Origin of the sequence: Bacillus stercoris, from assembly GCF_029772985.1 — a bacterium.
In the GTDB taxonomy this organism is placed as follows: Bacteria; Bacillota; Bacilli; order Bacillales; family Bacillaceae; genus Bacillus; species Bacillus stercoris.
In genome coordinates, this window is sequence record NZ_CP121861.1 from 3,193,180 (window position 1) to 3,210,710 (window position 17,531).

Genomic DNA, 17,531 nt, shown 5'->3' on the forward strand with positions numbered 1-17,531 from the left:
AATTTTAAGGTTATTTTAAATGATTTGGTATATAAGGGGATAATTATAAAAAAACCCAACTCTATCAAAGAGCCGGGTTCACGGGATTTTCGATTAAAATAATTGAAAACCGATTGGCAAATGCAGACCAAGCAGCACTGTCAGCACAAGAACAATGACAAAGCCGATCCACAGGCCTCCTGTTGATTTTTCTTTTTTCTTGCGGATGAGGAGCATTTCCATCAGTCCGATGGTGATAATGCCCAGAATCATTTTGCCGGCATATTCCCCGTTCCAGTTGGCAAAACGGACAAACAGCTCAGCTCCTGTCAGAATAATAAGGATATAGAATAACCGCAGAATCATATGAGTGATTTTTGCGCCCTTCGCACTTCCTGAAGAATAGAGCGAGTAGCTGACGAAAAGCAGAATCAGCGCCACTACCCATGTTGTAATATGTAGGTGTGTCATATATGTTCCCCCTATCAGATAAATTACCCCACTTATAGTACCATGAACATGTCCTCTGCCACAAAGAAGATTGTCAGAAAAAATGGGCGGGTTCAGGTCCGCCCTCCAGTTTTATTCAGCCGATTTGGTTTGACAGCTTTCCGATCGGGTCGATTGTAATATCAATTTTGTCACCTGACCGCAAAAATTTTGGGGGCGTAAACCCCTTGCCGACACCAGACGGGGTACCGGTGGCAATGATGTCTCCCGCTTCAAGCGTCATCCCCTTTGAGAGGGTTTCAATTAATTCCGGAATGGAAAAGATCATATCGCTTGCTGAACCGGATTGGCGCAGCTCACCGTTGACTCTTGTTTCAACCTTGAGGCGCTCCGGCTCCTGAATCGATGATTTATGTACAAGCACGGGTCCCATCGGACATGTCGTATCCAGGCTTTTTCCGATAAAAAACTGCTTATGCCTTTTTTGCAGATCACGCGCCGTGATATCATTCACAATCGTATATCCGAAAACATGGTCATATGCGTCTTCTTTTGAAATGCGGGTCCCGCTTTTTCCGATCACGACAGCAAGTTCTCCTTCATAATCAAGCTGGGAGGTGACCTCTTCATGTCCCTTGACGATATCACCATGCCCCGTAACCGTTACCGGCGATTTAGTAAATACCATCGGATGCTCCGGAATATCAGCCTCACTTCCCATTTCAATCGCGTGATCCCGGTAGTTTTTGCCGATGCAGATGATATTTTTTGATGGCTTCGGAATGGGTGCATGGAGCTTCACCTCAGATAATGTATACATAAATGATCCAAGCTCATCATTCGGTTTCTTCGCCCACTCGGCCAGCTGCCTTGCATGCGCAACGAATTTATCCCCTTCTGCGATACATTCAATCAGCGATCCCGGAATCGTCTCAAGTTCAAACAGTTTTTTTTCAGCCTTTTGCAAATCCATAATTTTCTCATCATCAATGATCAGGCCGACAAACATTCGGTTGTAAAGTTCCCCTGTCGCAAATTTCATGTTATTCCTCCATCATCTTTTAAATCAGAATGCTCCTTCATGTATTCTCTGTCGAATGCTGAAATCCCTTTTTCTCATATTCGTTTTCATTTCGTTTCAGGACGGGCTTGCTGTTCATATCATACAAATGTCGTTTTGAGAAGGAGGAAAGAATATGGAAAGCGTACATTTATTTTTTCACCGGGAGCAGCTGAAAAGGAAAGGTACTGCCAAGGGGCTTTTCGTAACAGACCGGTCTGTTTCTCCCATTCTTCTCACACAGCGTGACAGAGCGGAAAAGGCATCCTATGAAATCAGCTGGGAAAGGTCTCTGCTTGGTGAAAGGACACTTTTTTTGAACGCGGAACAGGATGATCCGTCCCTGATGCGGCGCAGACTCGCCTATTGTTTTTTTGACCAGATCGGCGTCCCTGCTCCCGCTGCCTCGTACAGCTTCCTGACCATCAATGGCCAGCCTGAAGGCATTTATTTGAACATCAAGAACCATCAGCCAGCCGGTAGAACGAGTTACGGAGTGAAGACCTCCGATCCAAGGGTTCCAGTGTCGGTTTTTAACGATGATTCTTCCGCATTCTTGCATGAATTTTTTATACTGATCCGCACAGCTGGAGATGACGAATTGGCCGAACGCATTAAATTGTATCTGGATGTCAAGCTGTTTTTTTTGTGGCTGATTGGCAATGCCTGCACCAATCAAGGCTTTTATTACACATTTTGTTTAAATGAATCCAGCCGGATTTACGTTTCTCCGATAGAGACAAGATCACTTGCCTTTCAAGGAAGGTATGATGAGGACCCGCTTCTGGCAAAAGGAGAGACGCTTTCGTCAAGGCTTCTTTCCATTCCCGCCTTCCGTTCGCAATATCACACATTAATGAAAAACGTGCTGAACCGGTCGTTTACTATTGAACGATTGTCTCCTTTCATCAGCGAATGGCATCTTGACATTTGTCAAAGAGCTGATGATGATCCTTTTCTAAAAAAAATCCCCTTTCAGATCGAAAAGGAGCAGACAAACATACTTAGAGAAATTGAGGAACGGCAGGACTTTTTACAAGCACACTTAGCAAGACTATAGTCCTTTCTCCTTCAAAAAAGCCGCAGCAAAAAATGTCGCTTTTTTAGTCAAATTGACGAAAGGCAACCTTTTCAGCCAAAATAGGTTATACTAACGATATCCTGTATTTATATCAAAATAAAATCTAGAATTGGAGATAGCGTAATGAACTGTAAAATTGAAGAAATGAGAATCACACTAATTGAAACAGCACAAAAATACGGCATGAATTCAAAGGAAACGATTCAATGCAGCCAAGAGCTGGATATCCTGCTGAATACCCGGATAAAAGAAGAAATGATGTTTTCGGGATATCTTGAAAACTCCCGTATGTAAACCATTTTCGATAACGATTCGAATACACCACATGTGACTCCGCTTTTTGCTCAGCACTTCTGGGATATACCTCAGGGCGAGAATGTGCCCGCCCAACAATCGTATACCGCAGCACGACATACTCCAAAAAGCATTTCTACACGCAAAAACACCAAAGAAACAAACCAAAATAACCATAGGCGGATCGCGGCATCCTTAGCCGCATGTCCGCTCAACTTATACACAAAACATAACGGCCCGAAAAAATAAAACGCTTTCACCAAGAGCCGATATGTCCCCTTTAAATTTCTCTCACACATATGTGCGTTTGTCATAAGCTATCGTGAATAGCCCAAGTGAAATCAGAATTGTATTTTCACTTTACTTGTCTTTTTTAAATTTTTCAACAAAGGATGTGCTCGTATGCCAGCCATTGTCGGAGCGTTTAAAATTAATGCGATTGGTACGAGCGGAGTCGTTCACATCGGGGACTGCATTACGATTTCTCCTCAGGCTCAGGTCAGAACGTTTGCCGGTGCTGGCAGCTTTAATACTGGCGACAGCCTCAAGGTGATGAATTATCAAAACGCGACGAATGTGTATGACAATGATGCGGTTGATCAGCCGATCGTGGCCAATGCGTAAAAGGAGTGAGGCTCATGAACTTCTATATTAATCAAACCATTCAAATCAACTATCTCCGGCTGGAATCAATCAGCAACTCCTCCATTCTGCAAATCGGGAGCGCCGGATCAATCAAGTCTCTGTCAAATTTGTATAATACAGGAAGTTACGTAGAGGCCGCACCTGAGGTAGCCTCCGCGGGGCAGCCAGTTGAATTACAGGGGCCTTCTACAGGTTCATTGGTCCCGCTCCAGCCTCCTGGCCGTTAATCATATGAAAGAGGTGAAAGAACATGTATGATCAATCTGTTTCCTCTTACCTGCAAAACTTGAATTCCTTCGTTCAGCAGCAGGCGATTCACATTCAGCAGCTCGAACGTCAGCTGAAAGAGATTCAAACTGAAATGAATACGATGAAACAGCGGCCGGCCACTACCATTGAGCGTGTGGAGTATAAATTTGATCAGCTGAAAATCGAAAGGCTCGACGGGACTTTGAATATCGGCTTAAATCCGACTGACCCGAACAGCGTCCAAAACTTTGACGTCAGCCAGTCGACACCGCAAATCGGGATGATGCAGCAGGAAGAGAGCGCTCAGCTCATGCAGCAAATCCGCCAGAATGTCGACATGTACTTAACCGAGGAAATCCCAGATATTTTGGAACAGCTTGAAAACCAATATGACAGCAGACTTGACGATACAAACAGACATCATGTTATTGAAGACATCAGAAAACAAATGGACAGCCGGATTCACTATTATATGTCCCATATCAAAAAAGAAGAAAATACACCGCCTGCACAATATGCAGAACATATCGCTGAGCATGTGAAGCGTGATGTCATCCGCGCTGTAGAACACTTTCTGGAGCATATTCCATCAGAAATGAAAGGAGATGAGCAAGCATGATCTTTACAGTCATCAACCGCAGCTTGGAAGTCGGGGACATCCGGATGAACGGTGTGTCCAGTTCCTCCGTTTTCCACATCGGAGACACTGAATCCATCTACCTGTCTTCTATTTTTGATACACCGCCTGAATCTCTTATTATCGGGCCGTTTGTTCCGCTTGCGCCAGAATAATGCTTAAACGCATATCACGCATCAGACTAGTTAAGTTTAATTCCCTCGGGATCGCAAGTGTGTTTCAAGTTGGCGACACAAATGAAATCGATATGAGTGTAAAAGTATTTGCTGTTCAGCGTTCTCTGTCCACGTTTTACAATAATGAAGGCTCATTTAACAAAAAGGAGTACCAGATCTTTCAGCAGCAGGCAGTGAAGCCGATTCCCGAAACAGGTGTACAAAGCGCATTTTGCCACGAGGTGCCGGCTATTTATGTTCGCAGCATCAAAATTCAAGGGGTGTCCGCCTCTTCTGTTTTACATGCTGGTTCAGCTTCGCTTATCCGCGGTGATGCAAGAATCAAACATATCAGACAGATTCAGTCTCCGCGCTCACAATCGCCCGCCAAGAACATATAATAAACAGAGACTTCGATAAAGGGTGTCGTTTATGCCAGCAATTGTCGGGCCTATAGCTATCAATTCCATATCGGGCGGAGTCGTAAACTTTGGTGATTCCTTTTACCTTTCTCCGAAAAGCTCTTCAAAATCTGCGCTCGGTTCGGGAGCAGGAAACACGGGAGATTTCCTTCTATTAAATAACGCAGTCAACGCGACAAATTATATAGACCCCGATGTCAACGATCAGGATATGGTTGGAAACGGATAAAAGCAGCCGCTCTGCAAAGAGAGGGCTGCTTTTTAGTCATTTTTTCTTTTTTCGTTCATTTGATTTCTTTGTTTTGATCAGCTTCTCAGGCGGCTGTTTTCTGATCCATTTGACAAACCGGGCAAGCTCTGGATCGCTTCTGAGCTTTTCTATTCCGTTTAAGCGTACAGCGATCTCTTGATTGGTATATAAGGCATGAATTTGTTTATGGCAAGGAATACAGAGCATCGCTGTCGGCAAAAACGTTCCGCCTTCTTCTTTCGGTGTGAGATGGTGCTCTGTCAGCTGGACATCGCTCCGGCCGCACAGCTCACATATTCCGGCAGTCTGCTTTGCCATATCAGCTCCCCCTTTACATCAACTCAAGTGATACCCGTGTACCGCGGCCGCTCGGTTCAGCCGGATGGACGATCAGTTTTTTCGGAAGCCGTGCACGCAGTTCCTGCACATGGCTGATGACACCGACAGCCAGATTGTCTGACTGAAGTTTTTCCAAGGCCGTTACAACCGTATCAAGCAGATCTTGATCCAGTGTGCCGAATCCTTCATCTAAGAAAAAGAACTGGAGCGGGTATTCTCCGCGAAGCTGGATCTGGGCAGACAGCGCAAGAGCAAGTGATAGCGAAGTGAGGAAGGTTTCTCCTCCAGACAAACTGGATACCGGGCGTCTTACGCCTCCGTTCGCATTATCCCGCATCACAAAGCCGCCCTCAGAATCTACTTCGATGGCATAGCGCTGTCTCGTCAGCATACCGAGTCTTGCTGAGGCGTCCCTCGCAACGCTTTCAAGCTGCTCCTCAGCTAAAAATTCGACGAAGGTATTGCCTTTAAACACAGCTTGCAGCTTGTCCAGCCTGTCGATATGCGTCTGCCACTTTTTCAGTTCCGCTTCAATTTCTTTAAATCGTTTATGATGGTCGCGAATGACGGCCAGTGCTTTCGCAGCCGCGCCTTTTTCCTCTATAGCAGCGCCAAATGCGTCCTCAGCTTTTTGTAATGCTGCAACGGTTTCGCTCCATTCGCTCTCTGATATCGCTCTGCCGTCAAGTATCTCTGCTACTCGTTTTAAGTTTGCAGCATTTTGCTTCAGTTTATCCATAAACTGGTCTATGCCAGTTTTCATCTTTTCAAGTTCATCGGCTGGGATGAGACTTTGTTCAACCTCTTCAGTCCGGGTAAAGCAGGTATTTTGGGCATGCTCAAGCCAAGCAGCTTTTGCTTTTTCCAATCTCCCCTTCGCCTCTTGAAGAGTGAGCTCGCTTGCCGAAGCGCGGCTTTTCGCCTGATTGAGCTTCATTTGGGCGCTTTGCAATTCTTCATATAAAGATTGTTCTTTTTCCTTTAACAGCTTTAGATCCTGCTGGACAGAGTGGAGTTTGACTTGAATGGAATCTCCTTTTGCATAATCTCCGAGTTCGTTCTCATAATCAGCTATCACGCTCTTGATGCGTTCAGCGGCATAATGAAGCTCCAGTTTTTCCCGTTCAAGCCGGTGTCCCGATTCCCGCAGTTTTTCCTTTTGTGCTTCATGCTCAGCAAGAAACGCGATACTCTTCTCAATTCGTTTTTCACATTCTTCTGCAGCCCGGTCCTTTTCTTCAATGGCTTTTTGCCATTTTTCTGCTTCGTCCACAGATTGATCCTGAAATGCTTTTTTAAACATGTTCAGACGGCTGTCCAATGAAGTTTGAAGCTCGGTGATGATGCTTTCAATACGGTCTGCCTCTCTTTTTTCAAAACCGATTTTTTCATTAAGCTGCTCGGCCTTTTTTAAAGACTCCTGATAGGCGCCGATTATTTGTGCCATGCGTGTTTTAACAGAAAGAATGTCCTGCTTGATTCGTTTCCATTCAAATTTGGCAGTTTCAAATGCTTCATACACCGGCTGATTCTCGAAGGAAGCCGCCGCTTCAAGGTTCTGCGCTTGAATTGTCTGCAAAAACGGACACTGTTCAATAAAGCGTGCGGACTGTTCTTCAAGCGTAATTTTGGCTGAAAGAATCTCTTGGCTGAGAGCTGCTGCTTCCGTCAATAACACATCTGTCCGTTTGATGTACTCTTCAAGATGGCTGTCGGCTTCATACGTTTCATGTACTGACGCGGATGGATCGTGATCGGTTGAACCGCAGACCGGGCAAGGCTTTCCAGCGGTCAGTTTTTGCGCTAACTCTTTTGTCAGGAGTGCCATCCTTGCTTTTTCACGCTGTAAGTGAAGCGTATGTTGATTCTTTCTAGCCTCTTCAGTCATACGTGTTAATGAGTGTTCCGCCTCGCACACCAAATGGTACACGGTTTGCACAGCCTCATATGCCTGAATGATGTTGTTTTCTTCCGCTTCCGTCCTTTGAACAAGTGTATTCTTCTCTTCATTCATCTTCTGCAGCACGAGGTTCAATTCGTCACTTCGATTTTTCTCTTTTTTGATTTGCTCTTCAGTTTGCCTGATGTGCAATGCCATTTCTGCGGCCTGCTGGCAGCTTCTTCGCTCATCGGATGTCACCTGCAGGGATTTGAGCTGCTGCTTCAATTCCGTCTGTCTGTTTTGCCCTCGTGTCAGGCGGTCTGTTACGGTCTCCAATTCACTCATGACAGATTGAAGAGCCTCTTCTTTCTGCCGGAGTTCAGCCTTTTTGCGCTCTTCCTCTTGCTTGGCCTCACTCAGTTTCATTTCGATTTCCTGCAAACGGGAAAGCTGTTCCTGCTTAGTTAAAAGCTCAGGCTCTTTCTCGCTTTTATGCTGGCGCCACGCTTCATACTCTTCATGTTTTTGCTGAAAGAAAGCATTCCGGTCTTCTAAATCCTTTCGGGCTAGCGTTTGTTCCTTTTCAGCTTTCGCCTCATGCTGGATCGCTTCTGCGTATCGGTCCGCATAGGGCTTAAGAGCGGCGGCTGTTTCCGCTTCCAGCAGGCGTTTTTGCATAATGTCTACATGCGGCTGTTCTTCCGCGAGACGTTTTTTCTCTTCTTCATAAGCGGATTGTTCCTTTTGGACATTCCAAATCTCCTGATGCTCCGTAAATCGCTCTTTCGCCTGATAACGGCTCTTCCTCATCGCTTCCAGCCTGGTTTCGGCTTGTTCGAGAGCCTTTTCCGCTTGCTCAACTGCCTCTGAACTCGCCTCACCAAGACCGGACTGTTCAGCAAGCATTTCATTTTTTCTCGCATTGGCTTCCTGCGCCTGCCGCCTCAGTTTTTTCACAAGCCTGTCTCCATATTGCTCCAAATGAAATAAACGCTGAAGCATATGCCTGCGCTCTGCCCCTTTTAAAGACAGAAATTCAGCAAATTTCCCTTGGGGCAGCACCACCGCTCTCGTAAAATCGTCGATCGTCAGCCCTAAGAGCTCCTCCACTCTTTTATTCACTTCGCTGGCTTTATCAGCCAGCACCGTATGCTCATCCTTGATTTCGATGAAGCGGCAAAGTGCCGTTTTCACCTTCATTTCATCCGTTCTCTTAAACACACGCTCAACTTTGTATGAGATTTGATGATTCGACTGAAGCGCAAAGGTAAAGGAAACAGACAGCGTATCTTCGGCGTGGTTTAAGATTCCGTGCGTATTATTTGCCGCCCGTTCCACCTTTCCGTATAAAGCAAGCGTCATTGCGTCGAGAATAGAGGATTTACCGCTTCCTGTCGGGCCGAAAATGCCGAAAACACCAGCACCGGAAAGGCCTTCAAAATCTATCGTCTGCTCCTCTCTAAAACTGTGGAGCCCCTTAATGCTTAAGGCGATCGGCTTCATTTCGCATCCTCCTCTTCAACGCCTGATGCAAGCTCTAAAAACAGCTTCACCATTTCTTCATCCGGCACCGCGCCGCCAGTTTGTTTTTCATAAAATTTCTTAAAGCGGTCCTCGATTGAGACTTGTTTAACCTCGATCCGTTCCCGGTCTTTGTTCTTTTCTTCAAAAACCGGCCTGATATGGATAAAACCCGGGTGCGCCTTCCGTAGCCTGTGAATCTCTTCAAGTGACAGCTGGTCCGTGACACGGATTTCTAGGTCAATCCAAGCATTCTGATCCCTGCCTTCATCCAGCCAGCTGTACACCTCACTTAATCTATTTGCCGCTTTCCACTTCACAAGGGGCTTGCCGCTTGATAATAATACCTCACGCCAAGAGGCGTCTTCCCCCGGCTTTGCGTCCACGATCGTCACTGATTTAGCGTAGCCTGCTTCAGAAAAGCTGTAGGCGAGCGGAGATCCTGAATAACGCGCAAGCGTCCGCGCCCGCTTGATCGTTTGCGGGCGATGCAAATGCCCGAGCGCGACGTAAGCGGCACCCGCAGGCAGGCTTTCAGCAGCCACCGTGTATGCACCCCCGACTTCAATCGGCCGCTCTGAATCGGTTTGGTTTCCGCCTGCGACATAAATATGGCTGGCGGCAATCTTCACTGCATCGTTCCGGAAACGGCTTGTCATATGTTCAAACGCCTGCCTGATTTTCACGTCATAATGATCACGGAGCAGCTTTTCATCAAACGTATCGGATAGCACTTCATTCAACCGCGCTTCTGATGGATACGCCAGCGCTCCAACCGCCAAAAGCTCCCCTGCTGAGGGCACATCAATATGAATCGGCTCTGTTGTCGGATAACCGATTAAATGAATGCCGCTTTCATGTGTCAGCGGTGAAGCGGCGGACAAACGATCAGGATTATCATGGTTTCCGGCAATGACAACGATCGGGCGCTTTCCTCTGTCACTGAGCGCAGACAGGCTTTCATAAAACAGCTGCTCAGCTAAAGCCGGCGGGTTCACGGTGTCAAACGCATCTCCCGCCATTACAATGGCATCAATTTGCTCATCCTTTACAATCGTATTCAGTTCATCCAGCACATCGGCCTGCTCACTCAGCCTGCTTCTTCCTTCAAGCGTTTTTCCAAGATGCCAGTCAGCTGTATGTAAAATCCGCAAATGCTCTCACCTCTCTTTTATATAGAAAACGAGACCCGCTCCGTCTGAAATCCCGGAGCTTACGGATCTCGCTATAATGTGAGAATGTGCCCTCCGTCAAAGAAATAAAGCGCACATCCCTTTACCTTTGTTTTTGCAATTTGCTCAACTGCCTTCGTGTACAGCTGAATCTGGGTATCATATCGTTTCTTCAAGATCGGGGCCGCTCCTTCAAATCCATGTTGAAATTTGCCCTCAATCCGGTCCGACTTATAATCCAATAAATATAATCCGTCCTCAGTTTCATAGAGACAGTCAATGATCCCCTGCACTAAAAGCGGCTCATCCGCCTCCTCTGCATCAGGATAGATCTCCTTAGCCGGAAGCGCCAAGCTGAAAGGTATTTCCCGGTCCTTCCATTTCGCACCGATCAGCTGTCCCCCGATTTCTGTATGGAAAAATTGCACGATTTCTTCTATATCAATAGCGTCTTTTTGTTCTTCAGTAAGCAGCTCTTTTTCATAAAGCCTTTGAACCGTCTGCTCAGCTTCTTCTATCGACGGCACATGTGACAACGGGATATGCTGCATCACCGTATGCATGGCAGTACCTTTCTCTGCCGCTGTCAGGCCTTTTTTCATCATAAAAGCGGGACGTCTGTACAGAATGCTTCCGTCAGCCGGTTTTACAGGTGCCCTGCCGCTGTATTCATCCTCGTACTCTCTTTTTCTCTTGATCTCAGAAACCGACTGCTTTGTCCGAATTTGTGTCACCTCTTGATGCGGGTAGGTCCAGTTCAGCTGCTCGCGGGCTTTTTCATCAAACGCAAACGAGCCGGGAACTGGTTCCCCTCGGCGGATCGCTTCCAGACGTTCACTTTTTTCTTCCATTCTTTCTTCCACATCATCATCAAGCAAATCATAGGAATGAATCATTTGAACGGCAAAACGAGCTGGATGGCCTGAGATATCAGCGTGTACTGGTGTACCGTTTCCAGCCAAAGCCTCCAAGTCTCTATGTCTGGCAAGAGCCGGTCCGATGAAATCTAAATATGTTTTCGCCTGATAGCGGTCAAATTCCGGAAGGAGCCAATCAGTTTGGGACGCGGATGCCTGCCATTTTGCGAGCTGTTTCTGATGATTCTTGCACGAGCCAATCAGAAACAGCTTTTCCTTCGCTCTCGTTAATGCAACATAGAGAACACGCAATTCCTCTGACAGCAGCTCCCTGCGCATTTTTTTCTTCATCGCAATGAGAGGCAGCGTCGGGTAGCTGATGCGCAATTGCGGATGAATATACTTCGTGCCGAATCCGAGCTCCTTGTCCAGCAGGTACGATTTATTTAAATCCATCATGTTAAAATTCCGGCCGAGACCCGCTGCAAACACGACTGGAAATTCGAGCCCTTTGCTGCTGTGAATCGTCATTAAGCGGACAACATCCTCCTGCTCGCTGAGCGCTCTCGCCGTACCAAGATCATCGCCCCGCTCCTGCATGCGTTCGATAAACCGCAGGAAACGAAACAAGCCGCGAAATGCCGTTGATTCATATTGGCGCGCCCTGTCATAAAGAACACGCAAATTGGCCTGGCGCTGTTTTCCGCCCGGCATCCCGCCGACATAGTCCATGTATTTCGTGTCGCGGTACACTTCCCAAATCAGCTCAGATACTGAGTGGTTTTTCGAAAAGACACGCCATTTTTGCAGATGTCCGTAAAACGTATGCAGCTTTTGATAAAGCTCATCGTTCCGGTCACCGGCAGCCAGGTAGTCTTTCATCGCCTCATAGTACGGCGCTTTTTTATTTTCAAGCCGGATCAAAGACAGCTCGTTTTCATCTGCACCGACAATCGGTGAACGCAGCACAGAGGCAAGCGGTATATCCTGATACGGATTATCGATCACCTTCAGCACCGAAAGCGCGACGGCGACTTCGACCGCTTCGAAATAGCCTGACGTTAAATTGGCGTAAACCGGTATGCCCTGTGCTCTCAGCTCTTCCATGATTTGCGGAGCCCACGGCATGGAGCGGAGCAAAATCACAATATCTCGGTATTGAATATTGCGATGTGTTTTCGTTTTTCCGTCATACACCTTAAATGGCGATGAAATCAGCTTGCGAATTTCCTTAGCGATGGCTTTTGCCTCGAACTGCACGGTTTCAAGCTCTTCCGCTTCCTCGTTTGCATCCGTATCTTCTGCGTTGTCGATCAGCAGCAGCTCCGTTTCCGTCTCGTCATTGTCCGGATACGACGCACCAAGCTTCAGCTCAGCCTGCTCGTCATAATCGACCTCACCGATTTTGCCGCCCATCAGCTGTTTAAATAAAAAGTTTGTGCTGTCTAATATATCTGAACGGCTTCGGAAATTTTTATTCAAGTCGATTTTCCGCCCCGTGCCTTCCCCGCTCTCTGTAAACCGTTTGTATTTAGAAAGGAAAAGAAGCGGCTCCGCAAGCCTGAATCGATAAATCGACTGTTTGACATCTCCTACCATAAACAGGTTGCCAGTCTCCTCCGGCCCGCCTGTGACGAGCTGCAGAATCGATTCCTGTACGAGGTTGGTATCCTGATATTCGTCAACGAGCACCTCATGAAACTGCTCCTGATAAAACCTTGCAGCCTCGCTCGGCTCACGTTCACCTTTATCATTCTGAGCTGTCAAAATCGCTAAACAGTAATGCTCCAAATCAGAAAAATCGATGATTGATTTTTCCTGCTTCGCGGCTTCGAACCGTTTTCCATAGCTGATAACAAGCTGTACAAGCGTTTCAATGACAGGCTTCATTTCGGTTAGGCTTTTCAAGTGCTGTTCAGGACTTCTCGTAAAGTAGTCGGTTTTGAGCTTTTCAAGCAGTTTCTTCGCGCCGTTTCTCAAATCTGTCGCCTCATCAAGGAGCGCCGGATCGAACTCATCCCCTTTTACTGCTTTGGCACGCTTAAAGGAGACGGCGGGCACACGACGATATAGTTCACTAAAATCGTCCTGATGCTCGATCAGTTCATCAATCTGCGCAAGATCATCAAGAAAATTGTCAGCACGCGGCGCCGGGCCGCCCGGCGCTTTCGTCAGCTCAAGCGCGCGCAAGAGCTTTTCCTTCGCCCCGTTAAGCACCATTGCAATATCCTCTTTGACATATTGATAAAACGGCAGCTCCTCGATGGCGCTCTTTTCTGATACATCATACAAATGAACAAAGCTTTCCAGCCACGCCTCCGGGTTGGGATGGGATCGGGAATACTCGTACACTTGTTTAACGAGAAATTGGAGATCCAGATCGTGCCGGTCTGTCGTGTAGCGGTCAACAAGCTCAAAAAATGCCTTTTCGCCCTTTGCATATTCGTCTTCAAACAGCTCGTCAAGCACTTCATCCCCAAGCAGCTCGCCTTCCGTCTGATCAGCTATCCGAAAACCCGGATCAAGATCGATCAAGTAGTAATATTTCTTCAGCACTTGCAGGCAAAAGGAATGAAGCGTCGAAATGCTGGCCCGGTTCAAAAGAGAAAGCTGCCGTCTAATATGCAGCGAGCCGGGGCGTTGTACAAGCTCTTTTTCCAAGGCATCCGCAATTCGGTGTTTCATCTCTGCCGCTGAGGCGTTTGTAAATGTCACAACGAGAAGGCGGTCTACATCAATCGGGTTTTCCTCCGCGGTGATTTTCCGAATCATTCGTTCAACGAGCACAGCGGTTTTACCAGAGCCCGCAGCCGCTGCCACGAGAATATCCTGGTCGGTTGAAACAATGGCATTCCATTGGTCATCTGTCCATGTGCTATCTGCCGGTTTAGGAATGTTCATTGCCATCCGCCTCCTTTTTTATCCACTCAAGTATCGTCTTGTCTTTTTCAGCTTTTAATGTGCGATACTCGTTTTCCTCTAGTGATTCATCAAATTGGCACACTGATTTGAACGCACAGTATGTGCACGGCGTCTTGTTCTTCATTTTGTACGGCTCAATGGATACGCGGCCGTCGGTAATTTGTTCGCCTGCTTCTTGGAAGGTACGGCGCACATGCTTTGTCAAAAGATCAAATTCCTTTTCACCGACTGCTGCCGAGTCTGATCTGAGAGAGCCGTCTTTTTTCAAGCCGGCGTTGATGATATTTGACCGTCCCTCTTGAAGGGTTGTATCCATAAGGCGAACCACTTCCTGATCGCCGAGGAGCAGGCCCTTCATTTTAAATTTCTTAAAAATCTCCTGTTCAATCTCGTCAAGCCCGAGCGGGAGATTAGATTGAATCATCGGATCATGAATATGGAAATACAGCACTCCTGCAGGCGTTGCCCTCATTCCGAGCCAGTCGGCTGAATGTGTAATCGATAAATCAAGGTACGTCAGCATTTGCAGCGCCAATCCGTAATATACTTCCGCTAAGTCAAGGCCTTTGTCGCTTGATTTATAATCGACAATTCTGAGGAGCAGGCCTTTTGAGCTTTCAGCTTTATCCACACGGTCAATACGCCCGACGAGCTCCATCGTACAGCCGTTTTTCAGTTGAAAGGTCAGCGGCGGAAGCGGCCCTTTTCCTCCGAAGCCCAGTTCCAGCCCGATCGGTACGAATCCGCTCGCTTTCGCATGCTCGCTTAAAATACCGGACACACGCGTCACAATTTTTTGCAGTTTTTCCTTTACATAATAATGCCGGTTTGAGCTGAGCAAAATTTCCTTTTGCAGTTTCGGTGCCAGCCGCTCTACCGCATCATAAGAAAACAGCTCGCACTGCTCTTTCGTTAAATCTCGCCAATCCAGCTTTTGCTCACGCAGCCTGTCTGAAATCAGCTTTAAGCTGGAATGAAACAGCTGGCCAATATCCGGCGCTTCAAGCTTGAAAAATTGCCGTTCCTTCAGATGCAGCCCGTGTGACGCAAAATGGGAAAACGGACATGCGTTAAAGGTTTCCATTCTCGATACGCTGCCCTGAATGCGTTCACCATAGAGCTGTCTTGACACACTGCGTTCAAGCTGCTTCACTTCATTCCGGAAAAACAGGCTTGAGAACAGCTTTTTCGATTGCAGCCTGTCCGGCTCACTCATCAGCACATTGTACGTGCTCCACCAGACGTCGCTGATGTCATATTCCCGGGTCCATAATCTGAGCTGACTCGCAGTAAAGGACTGTGCCACGCTTTGATTGACGACATACTTCAGCTGTTCCTCATCGCTGACCTGCTCAGGTTCATTTGTCAACAGGCGCTCTTTATGATGCGGAAACAGTTCTTCCAGCCGTTTAACGACAATCGACGGCAAAAGCGTTTTTCCTTCCGCATCTGCAATCGGATACGATACATAAAGCCGGTCAGACGGACTTGAAAATGCCATGTAGATGAGGAAATGCTCATCAAGCAAACGCTCCCGTCCGCCTGAGGAAAGCTCAACCCCGATCGTTTTCAGCCATTCCCGGTCATCATCCGACAGAACCCCGTTTTCATCAGGGCGTCTTAGAGAACGCCGTCGTTTGCCCCGAGCACAAAGGTACAGGATGTGCCATACATTCTGGACAAATCCATATTGCCGACAAATACCTGGTCAAGCGCAGGCGGAATAAGCGAAAATGTAAGCGACTCCGCGCCGGCTTCTATCATTTGCTGAAACAAATCAAGAGAAATCTCATCATCTCCCATCATTTCAACAAACTCCTCAAGCAGCTGAATGACTGCGTCCCACGCCTGCTGATGCTGCTGTGCTTCAATGATTCTGCCATCTTCCTCAGCACGCTGCCTTTCCTGATCCAGCTTCAGCGGCACCTCCGTCTCTTCTAAATAGCGATAGAGCGCCTCCGCCTTCTCATGTACCGTCTTTGCTTTTTTCATTCGTTTTTGAAGCTGAAAAAGCGGCGGAACAATCCAATCGCGGGTGTCATTCAACATGTTTTCCATTTCGATTTCCTGATCGGTCTGCGCAAAATCATCATCCAGCGACACAAAGCGCCTATATTGGAAACGGTCGCCCTTTGTCCAGCGGTCGCCTTTGATCCCATAAGCGATACAGTAATTTTCGAGCTGATCGACCTGTTCTCTCACTTTGGCCCTCGGTTCATTGAGCGGGAATAGCAGTTCGGTTTTCACACAGCGAAACACCGCTTCATAACGCCAATTCCCTTTCAGAACATCAAGGCTTGAGCGGATAAATTCGATTAACGGATGGTTCAGCATAGATGCTTTTCCGTCAATGAAATAAGGAATCTCGTAATCTGCGAAAACTTCCTTCACCATATCCTTGTAGTCTTCCGGCTGGCGCGCAAGAATTGCTACATCCTTATAGCGATATCCTTTCTCTCTGACGAGGGCGTGAATTTCCCGGGCAATACCTTCCAGCTCAGCTCGTCTGTTCGCGGCCTGCATTACAGTCAGTGCTTCTTGTTTTTCTGCGTAAGGAACGGCAGGACGCGCTTCATACTGCGCCTCTAGATGGGCCAATTCGGGCGTCTTTGTATGCCGCTCAGTCCCGCTCAGCTCTTTATACGTAATGTCTAAATTCAGTTCCTTCGCCTTCTGATGCAGGCGGTAATAGGTTTTTCCCGTCATTCTAAACAATTCCAGTTCATGCGGCTCCCGCTCATATGACGGCTTGTCCGCTGTGAGCGAAAACGTGATGTGCTCTGCATGAACCATAAGCTGCTCCAGCACCCTGAATTCCTGCGGTGTAAACTGATAAAAGCCATCCACATAGATATGCGCGCCTTTTACATCTTCCGCAAGCGGGATATGCTCTGCCAGCAATGTCAAATAATCCTCAGAGTGAAGATATTGATCTGCGAGGCTTTTTTCCATTTGCTGATACAGAATCGATAAGTCATGGAGCTTTTCAGATAACACACGTTCTCCGCGATATTCGGAAGCCGTTCCGCTTTCCGCCATCCGGCGGATATCCTCCGGTTCCAGACAATACCGCTTAAACTCTGTCAGCATCCGCTCAACCTGTGCGGTAAACCCGTTTTTGTCACTCGCTTTTTGATAGACTTTGAACTCCTGTTTATGCTCCTCAATGAGCTTCCGCAGGAGCATTTGTACGCCGGTGCTCGTCAGAAACGGCCTGCTCATTCCTCCCGTATGCTGAAGGATGCGCCAGGCCAATCGTGAAAAGCTGAACACTTGAGCGCGTATCATCCCGCCCATATCTGGCGTTTTAGCAAGCTCATATTCCATTAAAAACGTCATTTGATCCGGGACTAGAAAAATGATCGGCTTCCCGAATGGAGCCCGGCGCAATTCATCCTGAATGCTGTTGATGATCAGCTTCGTTTTTCCACTCCCGGACCTGCCTACTAAAAACTCTGCTCCCAAATTAGAAGACCCCTCTCTTTTTATCTTTATATATTTTATCGAATGTTGACGAAAATGACCAATCTGATCTATTGGTAAAAACGGCCTTTTCACATATAAAAAGCTGATTATCCCTGCACATCTCTCCTTGCCCAACATATACTTTTACAGA

General features: G+C 47.2%; 14 protein-coding genes and 1 pseudogene. 8 read left to right on the plus strand and 7 right to left on the minus strand.

Annotated features, from left to right (window positions below):
- Nucleotides 1-93: 93 nt before the first annotated feature.
- Together QA442_RS16685 and QA442_RS16690 are read right to left on the minus strand one after the other, a co-directional pair.
- Entirely contained in the window at nt 94-450 is a 357-nt protein-coding gene (locus tag QA442_RS16685) for a YisL family protein (protein ID WP_014663470.1), read from the minus strand.
- A 115-nt stretch (nt 451-565) separates the two neighbouring features.
- The gene (locus QA442_RS16690) at nt 566-1,471 is read right to left on the minus strand and encodes a fumarylacetoacetate hydrolase family protein (protein WP_095432665.1); all 906 of its coding nucleotides are present in this window, start codon (nt 1,469-1,471) and stop codon (nt 566-568) included.
- Between the two features lie 154 nt (nt 1,472-1,625).
- Between QA442_RS16690 and QA442_RS16695 the strand changes: the two genes are divergently transcribed.
- From QA442_RS16695 to QA442_RS16730, 8 genes are all read left to right on the plus strand, one after another.
- The gene (locus QA442_RS16695) at nt 1,626-2,549 is read left to right on the plus strand and encodes a CotH kinase family protein (protein ID WP_095432666.1); all 924 of its coding nucleotides are present in this window, start codon (nt 1,626-1,628) and stop codon (nt 2,547-2,549) included.
- 144 nt (nt 2,550-2,693) lie between these two features.
- Nucleotides 2,694-2,864, plus strand: a complete 171-nt coding sequence (locus tag QA442_RS16700) for an aspartyl-phosphate phosphatase Spo0E family protein (RefSeq protein ID WP_014663466.1) — start codon at nt 2,694-2,696, stop codon at nt 2,862-2,864.
- A gap of 402 nt (nt 2,865-3,266) precedes the next feature.
- On the plus strand, nt 3,267-3,488 hold the full coding sequence (locus tag QA442_RS16705) for a spore germination protein (RefSeq protein WP_003233088.1): 222 nt from the start codon (nt 3,267-3,269) through the stop codon (nt 3,486-3,488).
- A 14-nt stretch (nt 3,489-3,502) separates the two neighbouring features.
- Nucleotides 3,503-3,736 (plus strand): spore germination protein GerPB, encoded by a 234-nt coding sequence (locus tag QA442_RS16710; protein ID WP_015483061.1) that lies wholly within the window; start codon nt 3,503-3,505, stop codon nt 3,734-3,736.
- Nucleotides 3,737-3,759: 23 nt separating this feature from the next.
- Complete coding sequence (gene gerPC, locus QA442_RS16715) at nt 3,760-4,377, plus strand: spore germination protein GerPC (RefSeq protein ID WP_003245548.1); 618 nt, start codon at nt 3,760-3,762, stop codon at nt 4,375-4,377.
- A complete protein-coding gene (gene gerPD, locus QA442_RS16720; protein WP_095432668.1) occupies nt 4,374-4,550 on the plus strand; it encodes a spore germination protein GerPD in 177 nt (58 codons plus the stop codon). Before gerPC ends, gerPD begins: the two co-directional genes overlap by 4 nt.
- Nucleotides 4,550-4,951, plus strand: coding sequence for a spore germination protein GerPE (locus QA442_RS16725; RefSeq protein ID WP_032725362.1), 402 nt, complete (start codon nt 4,550-4,552; stop codon nt 4,949-4,951). The genes gerPD and QA442_RS16725 overlap by 1 nt, the downstream gene beginning before the upstream one ends.
- Before the next feature lie 31 nt (nt 4,952-4,982).
- Complete coding sequence (locus QA442_RS16730; RefSeq protein ID WP_003233096.1) at nt 4,983-5,201, plus strand: spore germination protein; 219 nt, start codon at nt 4,983-4,985, stop codon at nt 5,199-5,201.
- Nucleotides 5,202-5,237: 36 nt separating this feature from the next.
- Here the strand turns inward: QA442_RS16730 and hlpB are convergent, their stop codons facing one another.
- From hlpB to addB, 5 genes and pseudogenes are all read right to left on the minus strand, one after another.
- Nucleotides 5,238-5,540: an HNH nuclease-like protein HlpB gene (gene hlpB, locus QA442_RS16735; RefSeq protein ID WP_014663462.1), complete on the minus strand. Its 303-nt coding sequence runs from the start codon at nt 5,538-5,540 to the stop codon at nt 5,238-5,240.
- A gap of 13 nt (nt 5,541-5,553) precedes the next feature.
- Nucleotides 5,554-8,946: an exonuclease subunit SbcC gene (gene sbcC, locus QA442_RS16740; RefSeq protein WP_095432669.1), complete on the minus strand. Its 3,393-nt coding sequence runs from the start codon at nt 8,944-8,946 to the stop codon at nt 5,554-5,556.
- A complete protein-coding gene (gene sbcD / locus QA442_RS16745; protein WP_095432670.1) occupies nt 8,943-10,118 on the minus strand; it encodes an exonuclease subunit SbcD in 1,176 nt (391 codons plus the stop codon). Before sbcD ends, sbcC begins: the two co-directional genes overlap by 4 nt.
- Before the next feature lie 71 nt (nt 10,119-10,189).
- Nucleotides 10,190-13,894, minus strand: a complete 3,705-nt coding sequence (gene addA, locus QA442_RS16750) for a helicase-exonuclease AddAB subunit AddA (protein ID WP_095432671.1) — start codon at nt 13,892-13,894, stop codon at nt 10,190-10,192.
- Nucleotides 13,881-17,380, minus strand: a pseudogene (gene addB, locus QA442_RS16755) (helicase-exonuclease AddAB subunit AddB). Before addB ends, addA begins: the two are co-directional and overlap by 14 nt.
- Nucleotides 17,381-17,531 lie beyond the last annotated feature (151 nt).

Bases quoted from the DNA above. Each gene is read 5' to 3' on its own strand.
- QA442_RS16685 (WP_014663470.1), bottom strand. From the start codon at position 450: ATGACACACCTACATATTACAACATGGGTAGTGGCGCTGATTCTGCTT.
- QA442_RS16690 (WP_095432665.1), bottom strand. From the start codon at position 1,471: ATGAAATTTGCGACAGGGGAACTTTACAACCGAATGTTTGTCGGCCTG.
- QA442_RS16695 (WP_095432666.1), top strand. From the start codon at position 1,626: ATGGAAAGCGTACATTTATTTTTTCACCGGGAGCAGCTGAAAAGGAAA.
- QA442_RS16700 (WP_014663466.1), top strand. From the start codon at position 2,694: ATGAACTGTAAAATTGAAGAAATGAGAATCACACTAATTGAAACAGCA.
- QA442_RS16705 (WP_003233088.1), top strand. From the start codon at position 3,267: ATGCCAGCCATTGTCGGAGCGTTTAAAATTAATGCGATTGGTACGAGC.
- QA442_RS16710 (WP_015483061.1), top strand. From the start codon at position 3,503: ATGAACTTCTATATTAATCAAACCATTCAAATCAACTATCTCCGGCTG.
- gerPC (WP_003245548.1), top strand. From the start codon at position 3,760: ATGTATGATCAATCTGTTTCCTCTTACCTGCAAAACTTGAATTCCTTC.
- gerPD (WP_095432668.1), top strand. From the start codon at position 4,374: ATGATCTTTACAGTCATCAACCGCAGCTTGGAAGTCGGGGACATCCGG.
- QA442_RS16725 (WP_032725362.1), top strand. From the start codon at position 4,550: ATGCTTAAACGCATATCACGCATCAGACTAGTTAAGTTTAATTCCCTC.
- QA442_RS16730 (WP_003233096.1), top strand. From the start codon at position 4,983: ATGCCAGCAATTGTCGGGCCTATAGCTATCAATTCCATATCGGGCGGA.
- hlpB (WP_014663462.1), bottom strand. From the start codon at position 5,540: ATGGCAAAGCAGACTGCCGGAATATGTGAGCTGTGCGGCCGGAGCGAT.
- sbcC (WP_095432669.1), bottom strand. From the start codon at position 8,946: ATGAAGCCGATCGCCTTAAGCATTAAGGGGCTCCACAGTTTTAGAGAG.
- addA (WP_095432671.1), bottom strand. From the start codon at position 13,894: ATGAACATTCCTAAACCGGCAGATAGCACATGGACAGATGACCAATGG.